The 26,437-nt window shown below is 64.0% G+C and carries 23 protein-coding genes; 14 read left to right on the forward strand and 9 right to left on the reverse strand.

Annotation, left to right across the window (positions count from 1 at the left end; all coding sequences use genetic code 11):
• Window positions 1-3 precede the first annotated feature (3 nt).
• The 3 genes from M5C56_RS17800 (at window position 4) to M5C56_RS17810 (ending at window position 2,690) form a co-directional block, all read left to right on the forward strand.
• Complete coding sequence (locus M5C56_RS17800; protein WP_103494615.1) at window positions 4-813, forward strand: ABC transporter permease; 810 nt, start codon at window positions 4-6, stop codon at window positions 811-813.
• Between the two features lie 17 nt (window positions 814-830).
• Complete coding sequence (locus M5C56_RS17805; protein WP_103494614.1) at window positions 831-1,985, forward strand: ABC transporter ATP-binding protein; 1,155 nt, start codon at window positions 831-833, stop codon at window positions 1,983-1,985.
• A gap of 69 nt (window positions 1,986-2,054) precedes the next feature.
• Window positions 2,055-2,690 carry an START domain-containing protein gene (locus M5C56_RS17810; RefSeq protein WP_103494613.1) on the forward strand — a complete coding sequence of 212 codons (636 nt, stop codon included), beginning with the start codon at window positions 2,055-2,057 and terminating at the stop codon, window positions 2,688-2,690.
• Here M5C56_RS17810 and M5C56_RS17815 read toward each other — a convergent pair whose 3' ends face one another.
• The gene (locus M5C56_RS17815) at window positions 2,691-3,686 is read right to left on the reverse strand and encodes an endonuclease (RefSeq protein ID WP_103494612.1); all 996 of its coding nucleotides are present in this window, start codon (window positions 3,684-3,686) and stop codon (window positions 2,691-2,693) included.
• A 3-nt stretch (window positions 3,687-3,689) separates the two neighbouring features.
• On the reverse strand, window positions 3,690-5,996 hold the full coding sequence (locus M5C56_RS17820) for an AAA family ATPase (protein WP_247263228.1): 2,307 nt from the start codon (window positions 5,994-5,996) through the stop codon (window positions 3,690-3,692).
• A gap of 213 nt (window positions 5,997-6,209) precedes the next feature.
• On the opposite strand from M5C56_RS17820, the gene M5C56_RS17825 reads away from it, so the two are divergent.
• Window positions 6,210-6,695 (forward strand): flavin reductase family protein, encoded by a 486-nt coding sequence (locus tag M5C56_RS17825; RefSeq protein WP_103494610.1) that lies wholly within the window; start codon window positions 6,210-6,212, stop codon window positions 6,693-6,695.
• A 117-nt stretch (window positions 6,696-6,812) separates the two neighbouring features.
• Window positions 6,813-7,856 (forward strand): LLM class flavin-dependent oxidoreductase, encoded by a 1,044-nt coding sequence (locus M5C56_RS17830; protein ID WP_247263227.1) that lies wholly within the window; start codon window positions 6,813-6,815, stop codon window positions 7,854-7,856.
• 61 nt (window positions 7,857-7,917) lie between these two features.
• Here the strand turns inward: M5C56_RS17830 and M5C56_RS17835 are convergent, their stop codons facing one another.
• From M5C56_RS17835 to M5C56_RS17845, 3 genes are read right to left on the reverse strand one after another with little or no spacing between them, the layout of a single operon-like run.
• The gene (locus tag M5C56_RS17835) at window positions 7,918-8,673 is read right to left on the reverse strand and encodes a PAS domain-containing protein (protein ID WP_103499795.1); all 756 of its coding nucleotides are present in this window, start codon (window positions 8,671-8,673) and stop codon (window positions 7,918-7,920) included.
• Between the two features lie 2 nt (window positions 8,674-8,675).
• Entirely contained in the window at window positions 8,676-9,335 is a 660-nt protein-coding gene (locus M5C56_RS17840; protein WP_103499796.1) for a response regulator, read from the reverse strand.
• Window positions 9,304-10,407: an ATP-binding protein gene (locus M5C56_RS17845; protein ID WP_247263226.1), complete on the reverse strand. Its 1,104-nt coding sequence runs from the start codon at window positions 10,405-10,407 to the stop codon at window positions 9,304-9,306. The genes M5C56_RS17840 and M5C56_RS17845 overlap by 32 nt, the downstream gene beginning before the upstream one ends.
• A 220-nt stretch (window positions 10,408-10,627) precedes the next feature.
• Here M5C56_RS17845 and M5C56_RS17850 point away from each other — a divergent pair, with 220 nt between their 5' ends.
• The 9 genes from M5C56_RS17850 to folD all read left to right on the forward strand — a co-directional run bounded on the left by M5C56_RS17850 (window position 10,628) and on the right by folD (window position 21,718).
• On the forward strand, window positions 10,628-11,140 hold the full coding sequence (locus M5C56_RS17850; protein WP_103499798.1) for a dimethylamine monooxygenase subunit DmmA family protein: 513 nt from the start codon (window positions 10,628-10,630) through the stop codon (window positions 11,138-11,140).
• On the forward strand, window positions 11,137-12,072 hold the full coding sequence (locus M5C56_RS17855; RefSeq protein ID WP_103499799.1) for a PDR/VanB family oxidoreductase: 936 nt from the start codon (window positions 11,137-11,139) through the stop codon (window positions 12,070-12,072). Before M5C56_RS17850 ends, M5C56_RS17855 begins: the two co-directional genes overlap by 4 nt.
• A gap of 9 nt (window positions 12,073-12,081) precedes the next feature.
• Complete coding sequence (locus M5C56_RS17860; protein WP_103499800.1) at window positions 12,082-13,098, forward strand: DUF3445 domain-containing protein; 1,017 nt, start codon at window positions 12,082-12,084, stop codon at window positions 13,096-13,098.
• 36 nt (window positions 13,099-13,134) lie between these two features.
• A complete protein-coding gene (locus M5C56_RS17865; RefSeq protein WP_103499801.1) occupies window positions 13,135-14,265 on the forward strand; it encodes an aminomethyltransferase family protein in 1,131 nt (376 codons plus the stop codon).
• Between the two features lie 18 nt (window positions 14,266-14,283).
• Window positions 14,284-15,150, forward strand: coding sequence for a formyltetrahydrofolate deformylase (gene purU, locus M5C56_RS17870; RefSeq protein WP_152739464.1), 867 nt, complete (start codon window positions 14,284-14,286; stop codon window positions 15,148-15,150).
• Window positions 15,151-15,180: 30 nt separating this feature from the next.
• Complete coding sequence (locus M5C56_RS17875) at window positions 15,181-16,548, forward strand: NAD(P)/FAD-dependent oxidoreductase (protein WP_103499803.1); 1,368 nt, start codon at window positions 15,181-15,183, stop codon at window positions 16,546-16,548.
• A gap of 15 nt (window positions 16,549-16,563) precedes the next feature.
• Window positions 16,564-18,906, forward strand: a complete 2,343-nt coding sequence (locus tag M5C56_RS17880) for an aminomethyltransferase family protein (RefSeq protein ID WP_103499804.1) — start codon at window positions 16,564-16,566, stop codon at window positions 18,904-18,906.
• Between the two features lie 74 nt (window positions 18,907-18,980).
• On the forward strand, window positions 18,981-20,660 hold the full coding sequence (locus tag M5C56_RS17885) for an APC family permease (protein WP_103499805.1): 1,680 nt from the start codon (window positions 18,981-18,983) through the stop codon (window positions 20,658-20,660).
• A gap of 179 nt (window positions 20,661-20,839) precedes the next feature.
• Complete coding sequence (folD, locus tag M5C56_RS17890) at window positions 20,840-21,718, forward strand: bifunctional methylenetetrahydrofolate dehydrogenase/methenyltetrahydrofolate cyclohydrolase FolD (RefSeq protein ID WP_103495376.1); 879 nt, start codon at window positions 20,840-20,842, stop codon at window positions 21,716-21,718.
• A 102-nt stretch (window positions 21,719-21,820) separates the two neighbouring features.
• On the opposite strand, the gene M5C56_RS17895 is transcribed toward folD, so the two are convergent.
• The 4 genes from M5C56_RS17895 to M5C56_RS17910 form a co-directional block, all read right to left on the reverse strand.
• Window positions 21,821-23,146 (reverse strand): ammonium transporter, encoded by a 1,326-nt coding sequence (locus M5C56_RS17895; protein ID WP_103495375.1) that lies wholly within the window; start codon window positions 23,144-23,146, stop codon window positions 21,821-21,823.
• A gap of 262 nt (window positions 23,147-23,408) precedes the next feature.
• Complete coding sequence (locus M5C56_RS17900; protein WP_103495374.1) at window positions 23,409-24,746, reverse strand: FMN-binding glutamate synthase family protein; 1,338 nt, start codon at window positions 24,744-24,746, stop codon at window positions 23,409-23,411.
• A gap of 20 nt (window positions 24,747-24,766) precedes the next feature.
• Window positions 24,767-25,450: a protein glxC gene (locus M5C56_RS17905; protein ID WP_103495373.1), complete on the reverse strand. Its 684-nt coding sequence runs from the start codon at window positions 25,448-25,450 to the stop codon at window positions 24,767-24,769.
• Window positions 25,451-25,461: 11 nt separating this feature from the next.
• Window positions 25,462-26,367: a glutamine amidotransferase family protein gene (locus M5C56_RS17910; protein ID WP_103495372.1), complete on the reverse strand. Its 906-nt coding sequence runs from the start codon at window positions 26,365-26,367 to the stop codon at window positions 25,462-25,464.
• Between the last annotated feature and the right edge of the window lie 70 nt (window positions 26,368-26,437).

Consider the following 26,437-nt stretch of genomic DNA (forward strand, 5'->3'; position numbering starts at 1 on the left):
GTCATGCTCCTGACTCCCAATGCCATGAGCCGGCGCCTGCGCCTGGGCCTCTACCTCACCACCGGACTGATCGCCCTGTTCCTGCTGCTGCCGATCGTGTTCATCGTGCTGCTGTCGTTCGGCTCCTCCCAATGGCTGGTGTTTCCGCCACCGGGCTGGACGCTGAAATGGTACGGCCAGTTCTTTTCCAACCCGGACTGGATGAACGCCGCCCTGGCCAGTTTGAAGGTGGCGATCCTGACCACCTTCTTCGCGGTCGCTCTCGGCCTGCCGACGGCCTTCGCCCTGGTCCGTGGACGCTTTCCCGGCCGCGAACTGCTCTACGGCCTGTTCACCCTGCCGATGATCGTGCCCCTGGTGATCATCGCCGTGGCGGTGTACGCGCTGTTTCTCAAACTCGGCTACACGGGGACGCTGTTCGCCTTCGTGGTCAGCCACGTCATCGTCGCGCTGCCCTTCACCATCATCTCGATCATCAACTCGCTGAAGCTGTTCGACCAGTCGATCGAGGATGCCGCGGTGATCTGCGGTGCCTCGCGCCTGCAGGCGGTGTTCAAGGTGACCTTCCCGGCGATTCGTCCCGGCATGGTCGCCGGGGCGCTGTTCGCCTTCCTGGTGTCGTGGGATGAAGTGGTGCTGAGCGTGATGATGGCCAGCCCGACCCTGCAGACCTTGCCCGTGAAAATGTGGACCACCCTGCGCCAGGACCTGACCCCGGTGATCGCCGTCGCTTCGACGCTGCTGATCGCCCTGTCGGTGCTGGTGATGGTGATCGCCGCCGCCCTGCGCCGGCGCAATGAACTTCGCGCCTGAGCGCCAAGGAGTAGAACATGAGTGCCGTGATCAAAGACCCCGCGCAACAACCCGACCGCCCCCTGGTCAGCCTGCGCAACCTGAACAAGCACTACGGCGACTTCGCCGCCGTGGACAATATTTCCCTGGATATCCGGGAGGGTGAATTCCTCACCTTCCTCGGCTCCAGTGGCTCGGGCAAAAGCACCACCCTGTCGATGCTGGCCGGTTTCGAGACGCCCAGCAGCGGTGAAATCCTGGTGGGTGGACAGTCCCTGGTCAAGGTGCCGCCGCACAAACGCGATATCGGCATGGTGTTCCAGCGTTACTCGCTGTTTCCCCACCTGTCGGTGCGTGACAACATCGCCTTCCCGCTGACCCTGCGCAAGCTCAGCAGCGAGGAGCGCGAGCGCCGGGTCGACGCCATGCTCAAGCTGGTGCAGCTCGAAACCTTTGCCCATCGCCGCCCCTCCCAGCTCTCCGGCGGCCAGCAACAGCGTGTGGCGATTGCCCGGGCGCTGGTCTACGAACCGCGCATCCTGCTGATGGACGAACCCCTCGGCGCCCTGGACAAGAAGCTGCGCGAAGACCTGCAGGACGAGCTGCGCCAACTGCATCGTCGGCTGGGCATCACCATCGTCTACGTGACCCATGACCAGGAGGAAGCCATGCGCCTGTCCCAGCGCATCGCGATCTTCAGTCACGGCAAGATCGTCGGCCTGGGCAGCGGCTACGACCTCTACCAGAACCCGCCGAACGCCTTTGTCGCCTCATTCCTCGGCAACTCGAACTTCCTCAAGCTCAAGGCCCGGGGCAATGCCGCGGGGGATTTCGAGGGACAGCCCCTGACGATCCGGCCGACCAGCGGGGTTTCCAGCGAGCAGCCGCTGTTGCTGATGGTGCGCCCGGAGAAAGCCCTGGCCCTGAGCCTCGAACAGGCCGCCGCCGAACCCTTGCCGGCAGGCTGGAACGAGGTCTCGGCCAAGGTCGGCGAAATGCTCTTTCTCGGCGAAAGCCAGACCTGCAGCGTGGTCACCGACGGCGGCACGGCGATGACGGTCAAGGCGCTGTCGGCCACCGGCATGCCGCTCAAGGCCGGCGATCCACTGCGGGTACGCTGGGCCAGCGCGGACGCTTGCGTCTATACCCAATGGAGCGAGGGCGATCTGAACAAAGCAGCCGGCGCCCATTGAATAAAACCCGGGCTCAGGTGTTATATCCGGGTAGCCAGGCACTATCGGCCGTGCAACCCGGAGATCCGAATGAACATCCTGTTATCTGCGACAGCGCTGGCCAGTGCTCTTCTCAGCACGACAACACTGGCGGCGCCCCCGGACTGGCAGTTGGCCAAGGACGAAGACGGCATCCAGGTCTACCTCCGCCACGTCCCGGGCTCGCGCTACCAGAGCTTTCGCGGCGAGACGCGGATCAAGGCCGATGTCGGCACCCTGAGCAACCTCCAGGAAAACCTGCGGGTCGCCTGCAAATGGCTGTATGCCTGCGCCGATATGCGCCTGCTGAAAAATGACGGTGACGACACCTGGGTCTATCTGACCACTGCACTGCCGTGGCCGGCGCAAACCCGTGACATGGTGATCCATGTGCACAGCGAGCGCGCCGACGACGGCAGCCTGACCCGTTATCTGGAGGCGGTACCCGGCTTCGTCCCCCTCGTGCCGGGACAGATCCGTGTCAGCCAGATGAAGGGCACCTGGACCATGCACCCCGAAAGCGACACGCAAACCCGCGTGACCTATGAGCTGCAAGCCGAGCCGGCCGGCGATATCCCCTCCTGGCTGGCCAACCAGTTCGTGGTCGACGCACCGATGGTCAGCCTCAGGACCTTGCGCGTGGTGGCCGAACACCAGGGCATACGCGACGCCGAAACGGCACCGTAGTCAGGCCTGGAGCCGGACCTTGAAGTCCTCGATCCAGGCCCGGACCATGGCCGAATAAGGCGCCTCGGGCCGGGCCATGCGCTTCATTTCACTGAGAATCCGGTCCTGGAGGAAGTACAGGCGCTTGGCGATACTGGCGACCGTGGCCGAGGGCGGCGCCTCGGGATCAGGTAAAAGCTCATCCGCCATAGTCCCCACTTCCAGCGCGAGCATTTCCAGGAACTCCAGCTGGCGCAACAGACGCGTGCGCTCCTGCACCAAGCCCAGCCGGTTCAAACCGTAGACATGAATCGAGACGCTGCCCTTGAGGCTCAGCCCGGCGGCCAGTGCTTCCTGGAGATTTCCATCCATGGCCGCATCAGTCATGGCAGGAAGGTCCGCCCCCGTGTGCGGCCTGGGCAGTACCAGGCCGATCAGGTTGTCCCGGTCGATATGAAACCTCAGGTGTTCGTCGGGGTTGTCACGACACGGGTCGAGCAGCAGCGGGTATTCGTCGGCAAAGTCCTGCGCAGCGGACATCGCCCGCCGGCCGAGAATAGGGAAGCTGTCCTTCTTGCCGGAAAGCAGCAGGCTGCCCTGGTTGAACCCCTGGCGGTCGTCCCGCAGGGTCAGCAGTTTGGCCGACAACCTGGGGGTGACCTGCTTGCGCTTGCGGTTGCAGTCGATGCAACTGGGCAGCAGATTGTCCCAGTCCATGGCCACCCACCAGTAACCGGGATGGCTGGCGTCCTCGGACACCGCGCCCTTGGGCCGATAGTGCTCGACATCCACCGGCGCGGTGGAGGCAAAGAAGCTCTCGCAATAGGCGCATTTGCCGTGGAACAGCTCATCAAGCTGCTTCTTGACGCTATCGGATTTGTACACCGCAAAAGCCGGTGGGTTGCCAGTCGGTGCGGCGAACCAGGCCTTGAGTTTTTGCAGCTCCTTGGCGGCGGGCGAGTCGGCTCCGGACAGGGCATCCGGCGCCTTGGCAATCGTTCGAATGACCGCACGCATGCTTCAGATGCCCTCCAGGACAGCGAGGATCCGCTTTTTGGATTCCTTACGCAGCTCGCCGAGCTTGAGCGCACTGACCTGTCGACGGTTCTGCAGGTATTCCACCACCGCTTCCTGTACCAGCCGCTGGACTTCGGTGGCTCCCACCGGCAAGGCGTCGCTGATATCCCGTTCGAAGCGGCTCCAGGCGTGCTGCTGGGCGTCGCTCAGGGACTGGCCCTGCTCGCGGGCGGCCAGCAGATCGGCGAACATCGCCAGCTCGCGCTCGGTATCCGGCTGGTCGGTGGAGGTGAGGCTGAAAAAGTCCGAGGTCAACAGTTGCTCGATGGTCAGTTGGCTGACGTTGGGCAGGCGGACCACCTGCTCCACCATCACCGGCCAATCACTGTCGGGATTGTCCTCGCTGGCGACCCTCTGCATGACGATCACCTCCCCCTCTCGCATGCCGCGCAGGCACAGGGGGTCGTGGGTGGTGGCGATAAAGGTCACGTTCGGCAAGGCGCTACGCAACGCGCCCATGATCTGGATTTTCCAGCGCGGGTGCAGATGGGCTTCGACCTCGTCGATCAACACCACCGCCTGGGCGGTTTCCAGGCTCTCGAAGTAAGGGTTGATGCGCCGGTTCATCAGGCCCTGGATGATGTCGCAGACCATGGCCAGCACCGAGCGGTAGCCTGAGGACGCCAGGCTCAATGGGGTTCGGCACAGGGTCCGGCTACCGGCCGTGGCCGTGACGATCAGGCAGCGCTGGTTTTCAACATCACGCTCCATGACTTCGAACTCGCCCTCGATGGAGAGGATATCCCGCAGGGCCCGCACCACGCTGTCGAACTCGACCGGTTTGAGGCTCAACAGCCATTTTTCCGGGTTGGACAACAGGGCCGTGGCGTCGAAAAGGTTGATGATCGATTTGCCCGGGCTGTAGCGCCGCACCTGTTTCTGGTATTGGCGGAAGGCACCGTAGGCAAAGACCGGTGGCGCGACGGGTGTGCCTTCGAGCCAGTAGTCGCCACCGGCGATGGTCAATTCCCGCTGACTGCCGTCCTGGAAGGTCAAGGCAACGGTAGCCGAGGTGCATCGAGGCATCTGCCCCGCGCCCAGCAGTTCGGGATCGAGGGGCAATGCTGCAACGTCGACCGGCAATTGTGCCCGCGCTTCTTCGCTGCACAACGCCAGGGCCGTGGCTTCGAGGATGGAGCTTTTGCCAGCGGCGTTTTCACCGAGGATCAGCAGGGCCGGTCGAGCGGGCTTCGAGCTCGAAGCTGGGGTCTCTTGCGTGGGAGGCATGAGCAATTCGAGCGCCTCGATGCCCTTGAAGTTACTCAAGTGAATCGATGCCAGCGACGAGTACTCCCGAGGCAAGGGCTGCGCCGGCTCCGAAGTCGGGGAAAGCCTCTGCACAACCGGAAACGCCAATCTGGTTTCAAGCCCTCCGCACCAGTCCTCATTACTCAGACTTTCGAGAATCCGGCGTAGCGTCGCGCAAATGCGTCCGGACGAAAGTGCTCGCGGCGCTACTGGGGTCGGTGAAAGCTCCAACACGATACGACGGCACAATAGATACCAGAGACCGCCAAACTCCAGCGCGGCAAAGTCCAGGAGTGGCGGGAATGACGACATGCCCTCTTCTTGCGCCGGCAGTCCAATGTCGATCAGTTCATCGAAATAAACCTTGAGCTTTCTTCCGCGCAGCCTGAACAACTGAGGGCGATTGAGCTTGAAATGGGCAATCGTTTCACGCCCGCGCTCTGTCAGTGCGGACAGCTCGCCCGAAAGATCGACAGACAGGTGATCAGCGAGACGGATGCGCTCGCAGGGATCGAGCAGGACATGACGCTCCTTGAGCGGATAGCCGGGCCATGTACCCTGATTCTCTGCCACATAGGTTTCAAGCTGAAGTTCGCCAGGTAACGGTGAGCGTCTGCCCCGAACCGGGAAGTATTCCGGTCGGTCAGGTCGACAGTCCTCGCATATGGAATAGATGTTCTCCCAGGCACTGCTCAGCCAGATGTAATACAAATGGGCATCTGGTGCTCGCTCTGCAGGGATCGCCCCCGGCCCCGGACGAAACCGGTAATGGGAGGTGGTGACCGCGCGTTCACAGAACGCACACTTGCCACGAAACAACCGACTCAAGCTGGCATGGACTGACGCCTCATCCAGATCGAGGCTCAGTTCAAGGGCCCGGGTCTGCGCTCTCCTTGTCGGCTCCGCCAGAAAAATCCTAGCCAGTGCCTGCCGGCTGGCGCTGGCCTCCGGCCCCTGCAAGAGACTCGGCGGCGGCACGAAACTGCGATCAAACCTTTGCATGACTCTCTTCCCTAAGCAGTCAGGGGAAAGCCTGTCGCCCCCCCAAAAAGCACAGACTCTAAACGGCACCTAGGGAAAAGTGGAGCCGTTTCACACCGGCAGACTGTATCGAGCCAATACACCAGAAAAAAAGCTCTTGCATGCATGGTATTACGGTATACCATAATACTCAAATCCTACAAAAAGCAGCTCCAACCACCCGAGGACCGTCCCATGATCGATGCCGCCATCTACAAACAAGTCATGGGCTCGTTCCCGTCCGGAGTCACCGTGATCACCACCCTGGATGACGACGGCCAGGTGGTGGGCCTCACCGCCAGCGCCTTCAGCTCCCTGTCCATGGACCCGGCCCTGGTGCTGTTCTGCCCCAACTACAGCTCCGACTCCTATCCGGTGCTGATCAAGAACAAGCGTTTTGCCATTCATGTGCTGTCCGGCGGCCAGCAAAGCGAGGCCTATGCCTTCGCCCGCAAAGGCAAGGACAAGGCCCAGGGCATCCAGTGGACCTTGAGCGAACTGGGTAACCCGCTGTTGCCCAATGCCAGCGCCATCATCGAATGCGAACTGTGGCGCGAGTATGAAGGGGGCGACCACGCGATCATGGTCGGCGCGGTGAAGAACCTGATCGTGCCGCGCCAGGACGCCGGGCCGATGATCTACTGCCACGGCAAGATGGGCGCCCTGCCCGTTCTCGCCTGAGCCAGTACAACACTACGCAGGCGGTCCTTGCTTAAGGGCAATAAACAGTATTATGGTATACCAACAAATCAGCAGACAGACCTGCCGGCCAACAACAAAAGACCCGAGGTAAGCGTCATGAAGTTTTCCCTCTTCATCCACATGGAGCGTTGGGACGAAAGTGTCAGCCACCGCCAATTGTTCGAAGACCTCAGCGAACTGACCCTGATGGCCGAGGCCGGCGGCTTCAGCACCGTGTGGATCGGCGAACACCACGCCATGGAATACACCATATCGCCGAGCCCGATGCCGCTGCTGGCGTATCTCGCGGCCAAGACCAGCACCATTCACCTGGGCGCCGGCACCATCATCGCGCCGTTCTGGCATCCGTTGCGGGTCGCCGGCGAATGCGCGTTGCTGGACGTGATCAGCAATGGCCGGATGGAAGTCGGCCTGGCCCGTGGCGCCTACCAGGTGGAGTTCGACCGCATGGCCGGCGGCATGCCCGCCTCCTCGGGTGGCCAGGCGCTGCGGGAAATGGTTCCGGTGGTGCGCGCCCTGTGGCAAGGCGACTATGCCCACGACGGCGAGATCTGGAAATTCCCGACCTCCACCAGCGTGCCCAAGCCGATCCAGAAGCCCAATCCGCCGATGTGGATCGCCGCCCGCGACCCGGACTCCCACAACTTCGCCGTGGCCAATGGCTGCAACGTGATGGTCACGCCATTGATGAAGGGCGACGAGGAAGTGCTGGACCTGAAGAACAAGTTCCAGGCCGCGCTGGACAACAATCCCGAGGTGCCGCGCCCGCAACTGATGGTGCTGCGCCACACCCACGTGCATGCGGTCGACGATCCCGAAGGCTGGAAAGTCGGGGCCACGGCGATCTCGAAGTTCTATCGGACCTTCGACGCCTGGTTCGGCAACAAGCAGGTGCCGGTCAACGGCTTCCTGGCGCCGAGCCCGGAAGAAAAATTTGCCGAGCGGCCGGAATTCGCCCTGGAGAATATCCGCAAGAACACCATGATCGGCACCCCGCAGGAAGTGATCGAGCGGATCCGTTATTACCAGGAGCTGGGGGTCGACGAGTTCAGCTTCTGGTGTGACAACAGTCTGCCCCACGCCGAGAAAAAGAAATCGCTGGAGCTGTTTATCCAACAGGTGGTGCCGGCCTTCCGTTGAGCCTCGCCAGACCGCGGGAGCACCGACCGGTTGCTCCCGCATCGCCGTGACCCGCTCGGGATCATGGCACCTTGCGTTCGAAAATCGCCCCCTCGATCCCCAGCACCTCGCGATTGTCCGAATAGATCCCCACGCCCTTCTCCCACACGGCCTTGATCGAATGGTCGGCACAGCGGATCCGGTAGTTGAGTTCGAACGCCTCCTGCCGCGACAAGGCATATTGCACCGCTCGCCAGACGTAATCGGCATCCTGCGGATGAATCAGGCTGTTGTAGGTGAAGTCATGGTTGTCCACCAGGCGCTGGGCCGGATAGCCGGTCAGTTGCAGGCAGCCGGCACTGACAAACTCCATCGTCCAATCCCGATTGTTGCGTCCGCGATAAATCAGTCCGGGCATGCTGTCCAGCAGGCTCAAGGTGCTGCGTTGACTGGCCTGCAAGGCAATTTCCCGACGCTTGTGCGCGGTGACATCACCGACTGCCAGGCAAAAGCCGTCGGCATTGCGCTTGAGATTGACCTCGAACCAGCGCAACTCCCCCGACGGGTGCACAAAACGCAAGCGCTGACTGAACGCGGTCTCGGGGCGGCGGCGCAACTCGTGGAGCGCCTGCCGCCATAACGGACGGTCCTCCTGGTGCACGTAGTCGATCAGCGGGCGCTGGGCCTGCGGCCGGTCCATCAAGGCGACCCAGGCGCTATTGAAGCGGGCGATCCGCGCATCGTCGCCCAGCTCCAGCAGGGCCACCGGGAAGCGGTCCAGCGCCGTTTCGGCCGGCTCGTTCAACAGCGATTCCAACAGTGATCCTCGCTTGTCCATGGCTAATGACGCTCCTCTGATCGCCCGCTACCGACGTTGTGCACCCACGCCGCCAGTTCCAGGCGTGAGTGCAGGCTCAACTTCTGCAGGAGATTCTTCACGTAGATCTTTACCGTTCCGTCGCTGATCCCCAATTCCCGGGCGATCTGCTTGTTGCTCATGCCGGCGGCAATCAGCGCCAGCGTCTGGCCTTCGCGCTCGGTCAGGCCGCCGGGGTCCGCCCGGGGTGGCGCCGGGGTGGACTCACCCTGCCCGGCCAGCAGCGAGACCAGGGTGTCGTCGAGGACAATCGCGCCCTTGTTGCAGTTGCGCATATAGGCCAGCAACGCATCGGGCTCAGTCTCCTTGAGCACATAACCATTGGCGCCCAGGCGCAGCGCGGCGAGCAACTCGCCACGGTCCATCGACGCGGTCAGCACCACGATCTGGCAGCCGAGGCGCAACTGGCGCAACTCGTCGAGTACCTGCAAACCGCTGAGGCCGGGCATGTGCAGATCCAGCAGGACCTGTTGCGGCGCCAGGCTCAACGCCAGGTTGATACCTTCCCGCCCGCTGGCCGCCTGGCCCACCACTTCGAAATCCTCACTGGCGGCGAACAACTGCGCCAGCCCCTTGCGGAACAGCGGATGATCATCGATCAACAATAAGGTCGTGCAGTCCATTGAAACTCCCCTGGGGGTCGTCTGGGTGGCGGGAAAGGCCAAGGTGCACGCGCACACCGTGGGGCCGGATCGGTTCGATGGAGAGTCGCGCGCCAATGCTGCTGGCCCGCTCACGAATGATTTCCAGGCCGAAATGGTTGTCTTCGCCACAGGCCTGGCTCAGCCCGATGCCGTCATCCTCCACCGCGACCGAAACCTCGCCCTCCTGGGTCTGGCGCAGTTCGATGCGCACGTGCCGCGCATGGGAATGGCGCACCGCGTTGGCCAGGGCCTCGCGGATGATCTGCAGGATCTGCAATTCGGTTTCCGGGTTCAGGGCATCGTCGGCCAGGCGGTTGTCCAGTTCGAAGACAATGATGCAACGCCGGGAAAACTCCGCCACCGAGTCCGCCAGGGCCTGGCGCAGCGAACGCCCGTCCATGGTCAGGCGGGCACTGGTGATCAGCTCGCGGACCTGGCGCTGCAACTGGCTCAGGCCGCTGCGCAGCTCCCCCAGCGACGCATCCGCCTGGGCCGGCTCGCCCATGCGCGACTGCATCAGCCGCGCCTGGAATGACAGATAGCCCAACTGCTGGGCCACCGAGTCATGGAGCTCCCGGGCCAGGGCGCCGTGCTGGGAAGTGGCGTGTTTGCGCTGCTGCTCGCGCTTGTGCCGCAGCAGTTGCACCGTGACCCCGACCGCCCGCGCCGCCTCCTCCAGCAACTGGCGCAAGGTACGGCCGACCGGGCCCGGTGCATCGAGCAACAACAGGCCGCGCTGCGCGCTACCCACTTCCGGCAAGGCACAGAGCAGGCGGTGCGTACCGTGCCGGCGACACGCCGTGCAGGGCTGCGGCAACTCGCTCACCACACCGCCGCGCCAGGGGCAGTTGGCTTCGCCGTGGCACAGGCTGGTCAATTGTTTACGGGCCGGGCCCAGGTCCTCGTCACCGAGTATCAGGTTCAGGCGGTAACCGGGCAGCAGTGCTTCGAAACGGTCCAGCAGCCGTGGCCAGGCACCGTCAGCGTGCATCAGGCACAGCGGCAACTCGGCCAGCAGCCCGCGCACCTGGCGGACTTGCCCGGGGCTCACGCGCTGAAACCAGCGGACCCACCACTGTGGTCGTGTTCGCACTGTCGATGACTCCCCGTCCGGTTGCTCCGCCCTGACCACTGCTGAGCAACTTCCATGCCCCGCCGCCCAATAACGACGGGCTATCTCCAAAGAGGTACTGCTTTTTCCAGATTGAGTGGAAATTCCTTCTGGGAAACTATCTTCCCCAGCAAGAAACAAGTCAGCCAGGAAAATCACCATGATGGATAGACCCAGCGCCGCCCCCGACCGGCTTCACAGCCTCCCCGTCTACCGGGAACCGATGCCCCGCGAGGCGGCACGCCGGCACATCGTCGTCATGCAGTCGACGGCAGCCGGCGCGGCCTTTGTCGAAGGGCTCGACCAGCCGCTGCTGCTGAATGCCCAGGGCAGGGATTTTCCCTTGCAGCTCACTGGCGTGCTGGCGGATGCCAGCGTCGGCTGTCACCTGTACATCCTCGGCGACGAAGCCTTTATCTGGCTGGTCCATGGCCAGGCCCGCAACGCCGGGCTGCACGACGACGAAATCGACATGATCCTCTCGGCCCCCGGCAGCCGCCGGGTCTATTGCGTGCATTGCGGGCTGACCCAGGCCGCCGGCGCGGCGGACCGTTTCAACTGCATCGGTTGCCAGGTGCGACTGGGCGTCCGTGCGCACTTTTCCAGACGCCTGGGGGCCTACCTCGGGGTCTGCGATGACGCCGACCGCCCCTACGCTGGAGCCCACCCATGAGCACGCCGCTACAGGTCCGGGTCAGCGCGGCGCGCCTGCTCACGCCCCTGGTCCGCGAATTCACCCTGGTGCCTTGCGCGGGAACCTTGCCGGGTTTCTCTTCGGGCAGCCATGTGCAGGTCCATCTGCCTCTGGGGGAACACACCTTGCGCAACGCCTACTCGCTGACCAGCGACCCGGCCGACCACCGTCACTACCGTATCGCCGTGCGCCTGCAAGAGACATCGCGCGGCGGCTCGCGCTATCTGCACCAACAGGTCGAAGTCGGCGACACCCTGATCCTCTCGCCGCCAGCCAATCTGTTTGCCCCGCACTCGACCGCGCGACTACACATCCTGATTGCCGGCGGCATCGGCATCACCCCGTTCATGGCCTATCTCGACGCCCTGCAAAGGCGGCGGGCGGATGTCGAGTTGCACTACCTCTACCGGCCGGGCCTGACCGATGCCTATCTCGACGAGTTGCAGGAACGCCTGGGGCCGCGCCTGCATCGTTACGCAGCCGGCACACCTTGCGACCTGTCAACGATCCTGCGCGACCGGCCCCTGGGCAGCCATGTCTACACCTGCGGTCCGCAGCGCCTGCTCGATGCGGTACGGGAAACCGCGAACCGCCTCGGTTGGCCCGCCAGCCGCGTGCACTGGGAGGCCTTCAGCGCCGCGCAGCCCGGCCGGCCCTTCGAACTGGAACTGGCCCGCAGCGGCCGACGCCTTCAGGTCAGCGCCGGGCAAAGCCTGCTCGAAGCCCTGGAAAGCGCCGGCATCGCGCCACCCAGCCTGTGTCGTGGCGGGGTCTGCGGCCAGTGCATGACCCGCCATCTGCACGGCGAAATCGAACACCGCGACAGCTTCCTGAGCCGTGCCGAACAGGCCGAGTTCCTTATGCCCTGCGTCTCGCGCGGTTGCGGCCCGCGGGTTTTGCTAGATCTCTAGGAGTCGACCATGTCCGTTCAATTCAGCCCACTCCAGACCTACCGGGAGCCCTTCAGCTTCCGCAACAGCCCCAACGCCATCCAGCGCTTTCCGTTCCCTTTCAGCGAGGACAGTTACCTCTACTCGGTGAATATCGAACCGGCGAACTCGAAGGACCCCGGCTCGATCTACGAACACTGGTTCGATATCGACGAGCACTACCGCTCGGAAATGGCCGAACGCGCCCGGGTCCTGGACCAGGACCCACGCCGCTACCTGGTAATGCCGCATATGCAGGAAGCCGCCTGGGACGCCCTGGAAATGCTGATGGAAAAGCTCGCCGCCGATTATCCGCAGTGGTTCGAACTCGACTGCGACGGCTTGAACTGGCACTGGCGCAACAAGGCCCTGGCGATCGACCAGCGCTTTATCTTCGGCGACGCCACGACCTTGCCGTGCGAACCGCTGGAGTTCATCACCCGCCAGGTCCAGGGCGATTTCGCCCTGCTCGACCAGCGCGACGGCGACCTGTTCATGGACGCCGGCATGGTCACCAGCCCGGCGGACTGGTCGCTGGCCTTCGATGCCGGCATGAGCTTCAAGCAATGGCATTCGCCGGTGCCCATGGCCCACCAGATGGGCATCTTCGAGCGCGCCCTGAAATACCTGCTCAATGTCCCGGTGGGCCAACCGGTGCGACGCCTGAACTGGACGCTGACGATCAATCCGCGCCTGGACTCCTCGCCGGAAACCTTCCACGAATGGGGCGCCGACCGCGGCAGTGTCACCGCCGAAAACGCCGGTCGCCTGGTGCACCTGCGGGTCGAACTGCAACTGATGGCGCGCCTGCCCCGCAGCAACGGCCTGATGTTCAGCATCCGCACCTACCTGATCAGCCTCGACGAACTGGTCAGCCAGCCCGGCTGGGGCTGCCGCCTGCACCGCGTGCTGCACGACCTGCCGGAGCCGATCGCCGACTACAAGGGCATGACCCGCTACCGAGAGACCCTGGTCAAGTGGCTGAGCCGCTTCGACCCTGACGCCTGACCCCTTACCCACTCTTTGACCGACAAGGACCTGCATATGGCTCATTCATGGCGCATTTCCGCACTCGCCGAGCGCCACCGCGCACTCGGCTCGAACCTGGAAGACTGGAACGGCATGGGCACCGCCTGGACCTACGCCAGCGACCTCGCCGATCACCACGAAGCGATCCGCACCCGGGCCGGGCTGATGGACGTGTCCGGGCTGAAAAAAGTCCACTACGTCGGCCCCCACGCCGAAAGCCTGCTGCAATGGGCGACCACCCGGGACATCAGCAAGCTGTATCCGGGCAAATCGGTGTACGCCTCGATGCTCGACGAGGAAGGCAAATTCGTCGACGACTGCATCGTCTACCGCACCGGCCCCAACGCCTTCATGGTGGTCCATGGTGCCGGCAGCGGCCATGAAATGCTGGTGCGTTCGGCCCAGGGCCGGCAGGTCGCGGTGCTGTTCGACGACGATCTCCACGACCTGTCGCTGCAAGGCCCGCTGGCGGTGGATTTTCTTGCCGAGCACGTGCCCGGCATTCGCCAGTTGCCCTACTTCCACCACCTGCAGACCCGGCTGTTCGAGCGCCCGGTGATGATCTCGCGCACCGGCTATACCGGCGAGCGCGGCTACGAAATCTTCTGCAAGGCCGCCGATGCGCCCTTGCTCTGGGACCAGATCCTGGAACAGGGCGCGAGCCTGGGCATCATTCCCTGCGCCTTTACCGCCCTGGACTGGTTGCGAGTGGAAAGCTCGTTGATGTTCTTCCCCTACGACAACTCGCAGATGTACCCCTTCGCCGACGAGAAGCCCGGCGACACCCTCTGGGAAATGGGCCTGGAGTTCACCGTCTCGCCGGAAAAACGCGACTTCCGCGGCGCCGAGGAACACCGCCGCCTGCAAGGCCGCGAGCGCTTCAAGATCACTGGCCTGCTGCTGGACGGCGTCCGCGCCGCCGAGGCCGGCGACACCCTCTGGCAAGGCGGCCAACAGGTCGGCGTGGTCACCTGCGGCATGTATTCGCGCTTGAGCAAACGCTCCATGGCCATCGCCCGCATGAACGTCGCCTGCTCCGTGCCCGGTATCGCCCTGCAAGTGCGCGGCAGCCTGGAGACCGGCGCCGTCAGCCACGCGCTGCCCTTCGACGATCCGCAGAAAACCAAACGCACCGCCAAGGGCTGAGCCACCCCGGGAGTTTCCATGGACCATCCAGAGCCACACTACATTCTCAAGATCACCTGCCCGGCCACCTCCGGCATCGTCGCGGCGGTCACCTCCTGCCTGGCCGGGCAGAACTGCTACATCAGCGAGCTGGCGCAGTTCGACGATGAGTTCACCGGGCGTTTCTTCATGCGCGCGGTGTTCCGCTTCAACAAAGGTCCGAGCGCCGACGTCGGCGCACTGCGCGAAGGCCTCGGTGGCCTGGCCGGCGGCTTCGACATGCAGTGGGAGCTGTTCAGCGGTGCCGAGCCGACGCGGGTGCTGCTGATGGTCAGCAAGTTCGACCATTGCCTGACCGACCTGCTCTATCGCCACCGCAAGGGCGAGATGGACATGACCATCACCGCCGTGGTCTCCAATCACCTGGACCTGCGGCCGATGGCCGAGCGCGAGGGCATCCGCTTCATCTACCTGCCGGTGACCAAGGACACCAAGGCCGGGCAGGAAGCCGAGCTGCTGCGCATCGTCGAGGAAACCCACACCGACCTGGTGGTGCTTGCCCGCTACATGCAGATCCTCTCCGACGACCTGTGCCGCAAGCTGTCAGGCCGGGCGATCAATATCCACCACTCGTTCCTGCCGGGGTTCAAGGGTGCCAAGCCCTATCACCAGGCCTACGACCGTGGCGTGAAGCTGATCGGCGCCACCGCCCACTACGTCACCAGCGACCTGGACGAGGGCCCGATCATCGAGCAGGAGATCCAGCGGGTCGACCACACCCACCGGCCCGATTCCCTGGTCGCCATCGGCCGCGACACCGAAACCGTCGCGCTTTCCAAGGCCCTGAAATATCACCTGGAACACCGGGTCTTCATCAACCAGGACAAGACAGTGATCTTTCGCTGAGCGCCGACCCCATCATTACGAGGCACGATCATGACTTTACGCGTGGCAATCATCGGCGCCGGCCCTTGCGGCATGGCGCAACTGCGAGCCTTCCAGTCGGCCCGTGACAAAGGCGCCGAGATCCCGGAACTGGTCTGCTACGAAAAGCAGAGCGACTGGGGCGGCATGTGGAACTACACCTGGCGCACCGGCCTCGACGAAAACGGCGAACCGGTGCACGGCAGCATGTACCGCTACCTGTGGTCGAACGGCCCCAAGGAGTGCCTGGAGTTCGCCGACTACACCTTCGAAGAGCATTTCGGCCGGCCCATCGGGTCCTACCCGCCGCGGGAAGTGCTCTGGGACTACATCAAGGGCCGCGTGGAAAAAGCCGGGGTGCGCCAGTACATTCGCTTCAACAATGTGGTGCGCCAGGTCAGCTTCGACGCCGACAGCGGCCGCTTCACTGTCCAGGCCCATGACTACAACCAGGATCTTCAGACCGAGGAAAGCTTCGACTACGTGATCAATGCCTGCGGCCACTTCTCCACGCCCAAGGTTCCGTACTTCGAGGGTTTCGAGCAGTTCGCCGGACGCATCCTGCACGCCCATGACTTTCGCGAGGCCCTGGAATTCAAGGGCAAGGACCTGCTGATCGTCGGCAGCAGCTATTCGGCCGAGGACATTGGCTCGCAGTGCTACAAATACGGCGCCCGGAGCATCACCAGTTGCTACCGCAGCGCGCCGATGGGCTACCAATGGCCGGCCAACTGGGAGGAAAAACCGCTGCTGCAACGCCTGGAAAACAACCGTGCCTATTTTGCCGACGGCAGCAGCAAGCACATCGACGCGGTGATCCTCTGCACCGGCTACAAGCATCACTTCCCGTTCCTGCCGGACGAACTCTGCCTCAAGACCGACAATCGCCTGTGGCCGATGAACCTGTACAAGGGCGTGTTCTGGGAACCCAACCCACGGATGATCTACCTCGGCATGCAGGACCAGTGGTACTCCTTCAACATGTTCGACGCCCAGGCCTGGTATGCCCGCGACGTCATCCTCGGGCGCATCGCCTTGCCGTCTCACGCCGAGATGGTCGCCGACAGCCGGCAATGGCACGCACGCGAACAGACCCTGGAAACCAACCAGCAGATGTTCGAGTACCAGGGCGCCTATATCCAGCAACTGGTGGACGCCACCGACTACCCCGATTTCGACATCGCCGCGGTCAACGACACCTTCCTGCACTGGAAGCACGACAAGGCCGAAAACATCATGGGTTATCGCGACAAGTCCTACCGTTCGCTGATGACCGGCACCCAGTCGCCGCCCCATCACACACCCTGGCTGCACGCGCTGGACGACTCCATGGCCGCCTACCTCGGCGAACCGTCCACCTCGATCCAGTCGGTTGGCTGACAGGGGAGTCGCAGCATGAACGCACCACGTGTTTCGCATCCCCGGGAGCCCGGGCTGTTTGCCCGGGCGCCGGCGCAGGAACGTTATCGGGTGGCCGCCGGCGGCGTCAGCCTGGTGGCCCTGGAGCCCGGCGACACCTTGCAGGTGATCGACGTCGAAGGCCTGCAATCCTGCGAGTTGCTGGCCCTCGCGGCGAACGGCCACAGCGCCCTGGCACAATGGGCACTGGCCGCCACGCTGGGCGGCGAGTTTATCGCCGGGCAATTGGCTGAGCCGAGCCTGCACAGCCGACGCATTCTCCAGGCCTTGCACAAACGCGGTATCGATCTCCGCTCACTGCCCCGCGCCGCCTCACTCTGGGGCGACGACAGCGCAGCCGGGCACAGCCGCCGCTTTGTCGCCAGTGATCCGCTGCTGGTGCTGGTGGCCGCCCCCGCCAGCCCCCACGCCGTCGACCGGCAATACCGGCCCAGCGAGCTGCGCCTGGTGGTCGAGCGGGCCAACCCGTCGCCGCTGTGGCTGCCCGAACTGCCGGAACCCTTGGGCGAACTGGTGGACGAGTTCACCGTGCGCGCCGGCAGCGCCCGCGGCTACACCGTCGCCAAGGGCCAATATATCCAGGTGCTGGATGTCGCCGGCCGGCAATGCTCGGACTTTGTCGCCTTCGACCGCCGGGCGCTGGAGCGCGGTCAGGAACTGGACCTCGACCCGACCGTCACCCGCACCTTGAACGGCAGTGCCTACCCGGCGCCCGGGCTGTTCTCGAAGTTCTTCGACCGGCAGTTTCAGCCCATGCTCGAAGTGGTGCGCGACACCGTGGGCCGTCACGACGCCTTCGCCCTCGCCTGCGCCGCCCGTTATTACGAAAGCCAGGGCTATTTCGGGCACGACAACTGCAGCGACAACCTCAGCCGCGCCCTCGCCCCCCATGGCGTAAAAGCGCGCGCCGGCTGGCCGGCGATCAACTTCTTCTTCAACACCGCGATCGACGCCCACCAGCAGATGACCCTCGACGAACCCTGGTCGCGCCCCGGCGACTATGTGCTGCTCAAGGCCATGAACGACCTGGTCTGCGGCAGCTCATCGTGCCCCGACGACATCGACCCGGCCAACGGCTGGAACCCGACCGACATCCATATCCGCGTCTACAGCGAACAGGAGCGTTTTTCCATCGCCATGAGCACTCGAACCACGGCCGACGCCGACCCGACCCTGACCCGTGAATCGGGCTTCCACAGCCGCACCAGCGGCCTGACCGGCAGCTTCACCGACTACCGCAACTGGTGGCTGCCCCTGCGCTACGACGGTTTCGGTGCCATCGACGAATACCTCGGCTGCCGCGAGCGCGTGGCGGTGATGGACCTGACGGCCCTGCGCAAGTTCGAGATCCTCGGCCCAGACGCCGAAGCCCTGTTGCAGTACTGCCTGACCCGCGACGTGCGGCGCCTGGCGGTCGGCCAGGTGGTGTATTCGGCGATGTGCCACGAGCACGGCGGCATGCTCGACGACGGCACCCTGCTGCGCCTGGGGCCGGATAATTTCCGTTGGATCTGCGGCGAGGACTATGCCGGCACCTGGCTGCGGGAACAGGCGGCGAAGCTGGGCATGAAGGTCTGGGTCAAGTCCGCCAGCGAGCAGATCCACAACCTGTCGGTCCAGGGTCCGCTGAGCCGCGAACTGCTCAAGCAGATGGTCTGGACCCCACCGACCCAGCCGGACCTGGAAAGCCTCGGCTGGTTCCGCTTCCTGGTGGGGCGCCTGGACGGCTACGACGGTTGCCCGCTGATGATTTCCCGCACCGGCTACACCGGCGAGCTGGGCTATGAGGTCTGGTGCCAGCCCGAGGACGCCGGGCGGGTCTGGGACCGGATCTGGCAGTTGGGCCAGCCCCTGGGCATCGTCCCCCTGGGCTTGGAAGCCCTGGACATGCTGCGCATCGAAGCCGGGCTGATCTTTGCCGGCTACGAGTTCAGCGACCAGACCGATCCATTTGAAGCCGGGATCGGTTTCAGCGTGCCGCTCAAGAGCAAGACCGACGACTTCATCGGTCGCGACGCGCTGCTGCGGCGCAGCGCCCATCCCAGCCACAAGCTGGTGGGCCTGCAACTGAGCGGCAATGAAGGTGCCCACCATGGCGATGCGGTCTATCGCGGACGGGCCCGGGTAGGAGTCATCACCAGCGCCTGTCGCTCGCCACTGCTGGGCAGCAATATCGCCCTCTGTCGCGTCGATGTGGCCTGCGCCGAGATTGGCATGGAGCTTGAGGTCGGCAAGGTCGATGGCCTGCAGAAGCGCATCAGCGCCACGGTCACGCCCGCAATCTTCTACGACCCGGACAAGAGCCGGGTGCGCAGTTGATAGGAATAACGAACGGTTACGCCAACTGACTTTGACTGCCCAACGCCCCTCCACTCAGACATGGGAATACAAAGATGGAAGCGACGACGTTCGAGACCGTACCGCCGGCCACCGCCGCGGTCGGCAGCCTGCACCGCAAGATCGATTGGCGCGGCGCCTTCTGGGTCGCCAGCGGCGTGCCCGCGCTGGTGCTGTTCTCCATTGGCGCGATTGCCGCCACCGTGGGCAAACCGGCCTGGATCGTCTGGATCGTGTCGATCCTGTTCGGTTTTATCCAGGCCTTCACCTATGCCGAAATCGCCGGGCTGTTTCCGCACAAGTCCGGCGGCGCCTCGGTCTACGGCGCCATCGCCTGGGTCCGCTACAGCAAGCTGATCGCCCCGGTGTCGGTGTGGTGCAACTGGCTGGCCTGGTCGCCGGTGCTGGCCATCGGTTCGGGACTGGCCGCCGGCTATATCCTCACCGCGCTGTTTCCGGCGGATGCGCTGATCAACACCTGGCAGTTCACCCTGCTTGACCTGGGCTGGGTCAAGAGCGGCCTGTCGCTGCGCATCAACGCCACCTTCGGTATTGGCCTGCTGATCCTGCTGGGAGTGTTCGCCGTGCAGCACGGCGGCATCCTGCGTTCGGCGCGACTGACCCTGGTGCTGGGCGCCACTTCGCTGATTCCGCTGCTGCTGGTAGGTGTGGTGCCGCTGCTTACCGGCGACGCGGCGCGGGTCAACTTCCTGCCGTTGTTCCCCCTGGCCCACGACGCCGCCGGACAGGTGATCGACGGGCCCTGGGATATTTCCGGCTGGTCGCTGATGGCCGGCGGCCTGTTCATGGCCGCCTGGTCGACCTACGGCTTCGAGACCGCCGTGTGCTATACCCGGGAATTCAAGGACCCCAAGCGCGACACCTTCAAGGCGATCTTCTACGCCGGCCTGCTCTGCATCCTGGTGTTCACCCTGGTGCCACTGGCTTTCCAGGGCAGCCTCGGGCTCGGTCAACTGGTGACGCCGGCGGTGCTCGATGCCAGCGGCGCGGTGGTCACTCCCGCCGTCTACAGCGGCCTGCTGTCGCCGGCGATCTACAGCGGCATGGGCGTCGGCCAGGTCATGGCCGACAGCATCGGCGGCGGCAAGCTGGTGGCCAATATCGTGCTGATCATGCTGATACTGGCCACGCTGCTGGCGATCATGACCTCGATGTCCGGCTCTTCGCGCACCCTGTACCAGGCCTCGGTGGACGGCTGGTTGCCCAGGTACCTGGGGCGGACCAACGAACACGGCGCGCCGACGGCGGCGATGTGGACCGACCTGACGTTCAATATGCTGCTGTTACTGATGTCCGACTATGTGTTCGTCCTCGCGGCGTCGAATGTCAGCTACATCATCTTCAACTTCCTCAACCTCAACGCCGGCTGGATCCACCGCCTGGACCGCCCGGACTGGGCCCGTCCGTACAAGGCACCGACCCTGTTGCTGGCGGCCGGCGGGGTGCTGAGCTTCGTCAATCTGGCGTGCATGGGAATGGGCGCGGATATCTGGGGCGCCGGTACGCTGTTCACCGGCCTGTTACTGGCGCTGCTGATCATTCCGGTGTTTGTCGTGCGCCATTACTGGCAGGACAAGGGCCGTTTCCCGGAAGCGATGCTGACCGACCTGCATATCCAGGCCGATGCCGGACTCAAGCGCGCGGGTATGCTGCCTTATGTCACACTGCTCGCCGGCGTGCTGGTGGTATATTTCTGCCACCGGCTGGTGGCCTGACCGACCTGAAGAACACACACCTTGTAGGAGCAGGGCTTGCCCGCGAAGCTTTTGGCGGCCTCAAGGCCCCTTCGCTGGCGAGCCAGGCTCCTACAAGGTTCCAGGGTGCTTGCGAGACCGCAGGATGGCCAACGCCTGGCCCCACTCTTTTTCCTATCCAGACCATGGTGACGCATTCGATGAATTCTTCCCTTGCACCGGCCCGTGACATCGACGGCAAGGCAATCGCCGCCCAGGTGCTCAATGAAGTCCGCGACGAAGTCGCGAACCTGGCCCGGCAAGCCATCTTCCCCGCACTGGCCGTGGTCCTGGTGGGCGACGACCCGGCCAGCCAGGTCTATGTGCGCAATAAATTGCTGCGCGCCGAAGAAGTCGGCATCCGCTCGCTGGAACATCGCCTGCCCGCAAGCACCGGCCAGGCCGAGCTGCTGCAACTGATTGGCGAACTGAATGCCGATCCGACAGTGAACGGCATCCTGGTGCAACTGCCGTTACCCGCGCATATCGAAGAAAATGCCGTGATCCAGGCCATCGACCCGCTCAAGGATGTCGACGGCTTTCACCGGGAAAACGTCGGCGGCCTGGTTCACGGCGCCGAAGTGCTGACACCCTGCACCCCCAGTGGCTGCATGCGCTTGCTGCAGGAAACCTGCGGCGATCTGAGCGGCAAGCACGCGGTGGTGATCGGTCGTTCGAATATCGTCGGCAAGCCGATGGCGACCTTGCTGTTGCAGGCCGATTGTTCGGTCAGCGTGGTGCACTCGCGCAGTGTCGATGCCCCGGCGTTGTGCCGGCTGGCGGATATTGTGGTGGCCGCTGTCGGGCGCCCACAGTTGATCGATGCCAGTTGGCTCAAGCCGGGCGCGGTGGTGATCGATGTGGGTATCAACCGGATTGAAACCGAGACCGGCAGCCGCCTGGTAGGGGATGTCGACTATGCCAGCGCCCGCCTGGTGGCCAGCGCGATCACCCCGGTACCGGGTGGGGTCGGGCCGATGACCATTGCCTATCTGATGAAGAACACCGTGATTGCCACACAGTTGCAGCAATCCCGGTAGACGCTGGCGGTTGTGCTGTCCTCGCAGACGCCATCGCCGGCTTGCCGGCGATGCGATGTCAGCCGTTACACCGTTTCACCGGCCGGCACACCGGGTCCAGGCTCAATGGTTGTAAGCGCGCTCATTGTGCTCGGCCAGGTCCAGCCCCATCTCTTCCACCGACTCATCGGCGCGCAAACCGATCAACACCTTGATCACCTTGAGAATCACCCAACTGACGACAAAGCAGTAGGCCGTGGTCAGCGCCACCCCCTTGATCTGCGCCAGGACCTGCCCGCCCAGGGTCACGCCCTCCACCAGGCCGCCCATCGACGGCACGCAGAACACCCCGGTCAGCACCGCGCCGATCATGCCGCCGATGCCATGCAGTCCGAAGACATCGAGGCTGTCGTCATAGCCGAAACGTCGTTTCAGCACGGTCACACTCAGGTAGCAGAACACCCCGCACAACAAGCCGATGGCCAGGGCACCGCCGACGCCGACATAGGCGCAGGCCGGGGTGATCCCCACCAAACCGGCCAAGGCACCGCTGGCCAGGCCCAGGGCACTGGGTTTGCCGACCTTGAACCACTCGGTGAACATCCAGCCGAGAATACCGGCACAGGCGCCCAACTGGGTATTGAGCATGACGATGCCCGAGAGCCCGTTGAGACCGCCGCCGGAACCGATATTGAAACCGAACCAGCCGACCCAGAGCATCGCCGCGCCAGCCATGGTCAGGCTCAGGTTGTGCGCCGGCATCGGCTCGTTCTGATAACCCTTGCGCTTGCCGAGGATCAGGCACGCGGCCAGGGCGGCGACGCCGGCATTGATATGCACGGCGGTGCCGCCGGCAAAGTCGAGCACGCCCCAGTTGTGCATCAGGGCCCCGGACCCGCCCCAGACCATATGCGCCACCGGCGCGTAGACCAGGGTGAACCAGACCGCCATGAACAGCAGCGCCGCCGAGAACTTCATGCGCTCGGCAAAGGCCCCGGCAATCAGCGCCGGGGTGATGATGGCGAAGGTCATCTGGAAGGTCACGAACACCCCTTCCGGGATATCACCCACCAGGCTGTCGGGTTTCATTCCGGCCAGGAAGGCCCGGCTCAGGCCACCGACAAAGCTGTTGAAGGTCACCTGGCCGTCGATCATGCCGGTGGTGTCGACCACCATGCTGTAGCCGTAGATCACCCACAACACACCGACCAGACCAGCGACACCGAAGCACTGGGTGAACAGCGAGAGCATGTTTTTTGCCCGGACCAGGCCGCCGTAGAACAGCGCCAGGCCCGGCAGGCACATGAACAGCACCAGCACCGCCGCGGTGATCATCCAGGCGGTGCTGCCGGTATTGAGGGTCGGGGTGTCGGCTGCTTGAGCCACGGGTGCTATCGCACCGAGGGCCAGCAGCAGTAAAAGGGATTTGCCAGGTAGACGATTGACCATTATTGAAGCTCCTGCAAAAAGAATGGGGATGTCTGGCAGCGAGCAATGTGAGAGTGGACGGGCCTCGGGGCCTCTTCGAATGATGAACGTGCAAATACCGCCGTCCCTGTCAGGGCCCGTCACGGCTGAGCACGCTCTCTGCAGGAGCCAGCTTGCTGGCGATGAGGCCGGTGAGCCTTGCATCGTCTGAGCGGCCGCTATCGCCAGCAAGCTGGCTCCTACAGGTTTTTCGGCGTGTTCAAGATTCCATTGGAGTCTTGGTTCAGTAGCCCGAACCCGGAATCCACGACGTGCCGGCCAGCGGCACCCGGGCCATGGCCGCCGATTCCACGGTCAGGGCCACCAGGTCCTCGGGATCGAGGTTATGCAGGTGCGACTTGCCACAGGCCCGCGCCATGGTTTGCGCCTCCAGCACCAGCACCCGCAGGTAGTTGGCCAGGCGCCGCCCGCCTTCCACCGGATCGAGGCGCTTGGACAGCTCCGGGTCCTGGGTGGTGATCCCCGCCGGGTCACGACCGTTCTGCCAGTCATCGTAAAAGCCGGCCGCCGAGCCGATCTTCTTCAATTCCTCGTCCAGGCGCGGGTGGTTGTCACCCAGGGCAATCAATGCCGCCGTGCCGATCGCCACCGCATCGGCCCCCAGCGCCATGGCCTTGGCCACATCGGCACCGTTGCGAATCCCGCCCGAGACGATCAACTGCACCTTGCGATGCATGCCCATCTCCTGCAACGCCTGGACCGCCTGGGGAATCGCCGGCAGGATCGGAATCCCCACATGTTCGATAAACACTTCCTGGGTCGCCGCCGTGCCGCCCTGCATGCCATCGAGCACAATCACATCGGCCCCGGCCTTGACCGCCAGCTTGACGTCGTAATACGGCCGGCTGGCACCGATCTTCACGTAGATCGGTTTTTCCCAATCGGTGATTTCCCGCAACTCGGCAATCTTGATCGCCAGGTCGTCCGGGCCGGTCCAGTCCGGGTGCCGACAGGCGCTGCGCTGGTCGACGCCGATCGGCAGCGTGCGCATGCCCGCTACGCGCTCGGTGACTTTCATCCCCAGCAGCATGCCGCCACCGCCCGGCTTGGCGCCCTGCCCCAGGACGATCTCGATGGCATCGGCCTTGCGCAGATCATCCGGGTTCATGCCATAACGCGACGGCAGGTATTGATAGACCAGGTGCTGCGATTGCCCGCGCTCTTCCGGGGTCATGCCGCCGTCACCGGTGGTGGTGCTGGTGCCGGCAATGGTCGCGCCACGGCCGAGGGCTTCCTTGGCATTGGCCGACAGCGCGCCGAAGCTCATGCCGGCGATGGTCACCGGAATCTTCAGATGGATCGGCTTCTTGGCGAAGCGGTTGCCGAGAATCACATCGGTCCCGCACTTCTCCCGGTAGCCTTCCAGCGGGTAGCGCGAGACGCTGGCACCGAGCAGCAGCAAGTCATCGAAGTGCGGCAGCTTGCGCTTGGTGCCGCCACCTCGGATGTCATAGATACCGGTCTCGGCGGCACGCTGGATTTCCTGGATGGTCAGGCGGTCGAAGGTGGCGGATTCACGCAGCACCGGAGTAGCGGCTTTTGGGTTAACAGGGTCGCTCATGGCAGTTCTCCTCGCGTGGATCAGTACGCGGACGCGTTATCGACTTTGAAGTTGTACAACTGACGGGCCGAGCCATAGCGCTTGAAGCTGGCGGGGGACTCGTCGAAACCGGCGCGGTTGAGCAGTTCCTGCAACTCTTCCAGGTGCTCGGCGCGCATCTCTTTCTCGACGCAATCCGACCCCAGGGACTGCACGCTGCCTTTGACGTAGATACGGGTTTCGTAGAGCGAATCGCCCAGGGCATCGCCGGCATCGCCACACACCACCAGGCGTCCGGCCTGGCCCATGAAGCAGCTCATATGGCCGATGCTGCCGCCGACCACGATATCAATGCCCTTCATCGAGATCCCGCAACGGGCCCCGGCATCACCCTCGATCACCAGCAGACCGCCATGGGCCGTGGCTCCGGCCGCCTGGGAGGCGCTACCCTTGATCCGGACCATGCCGGACATCATGTTTTCCGCCACACCGACACCGGCATTGCCGTGCACGGTGATGCTCGCCTTCTGGTTCATGCCCGCGCAGTAGTAACCGGCATGGCCCTGGATATCGATGGACACCGCCTGGTTCACCCCCACCGCGAGGTTGTGCTTGCCGTTGGAATGGGTCACCACCCATTCACGGTCCTCTAGCTGATGGACCTGGTCATGCAGCGCCTGGTTGAGGTCGCGCACCGAGGCCGTGGAAAGATCGATGGTTTTCATGCAGGCACTCCTTAAGCTGATTTGCGTTCCCAGAGGTACAGGGTGGCCGGTGCCGGCTCCCAGACCTTGGCGTGTTCGATACCCGGCAGGCTCGACAGGGCCTGGTATTCCGAGGCCATGGCCACGTAGTCGTCGGTTTCGGCGATGATCGCCGGCTTGCAGGCCACCGGGTCGCGGATCACCGCAAAGCCGTTGCGGGTGCCGATGGCGAAGGTGAAGAAGCCATCGAGGTCGCGCAGTGAATGGTCCAGCGCCTGCTTCAGCGAGTCGCCCTGTTGCAGGCGCCAGGTCAGGTAACCGGCGGCCACTTCGGTGTCGTTGTCGGTCTCGAAATGAATGCCTTCGCGCTTGAGTTCCTGGCGCAGACGGAAGTGGTTGGACAGCGAGCCGTTGTGCACCAGGCACAGGTCCGCGCCAGTGGAGAACGGGTGACTGCCTTCCAGGGTCACCGCGCTTTCGGTGGCCATGCGGGTATGCCCGATAATGTGGCTGCCCTGCATGCCGGCCAGGCCGAAACGCTGGGAAATCTCCAGCGGCAGGCCCATGCCCTTGAGGATTTCGATGCTCTGTCCGGCGCTCATGATCCGCACCGACGGCGCCAGCTCATTGAGCAGCGCCCGTACCGGGGCTTCACTGGCCTGGATTTTCAGCACCACGGCACTGGCGTTCTGAAACCAGTCCAGGGAGCAGCCCAGGCACCCTTCCAGCTCGGCCATCAGTGGTTGCCAGTCGAAACCCTCAGTGGTCGCCTGCAAGGTCAGTTTGAGCCAGCCGTCGGCCACTTCATCACCGTAGATGGCAAAGCCGGCGCTGTCCGGGCCACGGTCGGTCATGGCCAGCAACATCGGCTCGAACAACTGGCCGAGCCGGGCTTCCAGCTGCGGATTTTTCAGGTAAAGCCCTACGATCCCACACATATCAAGTCTCCCTCGAAGACACAGGACGCCCGGTTTGACCCCGACCGCCCGAATGGTTGTTGAAGCGGTC

It is taken from the genome of Pseudomonas sp. MWU13-2862 (assembly GCF_023242495.1).
Classification (GTDB): Bacteria; Pseudomonadota; Gammaproteobacteria; order Pseudomonadales; family Pseudomonadaceae; genus Aquipseudomonas; species Aquipseudomonas gingeri_D.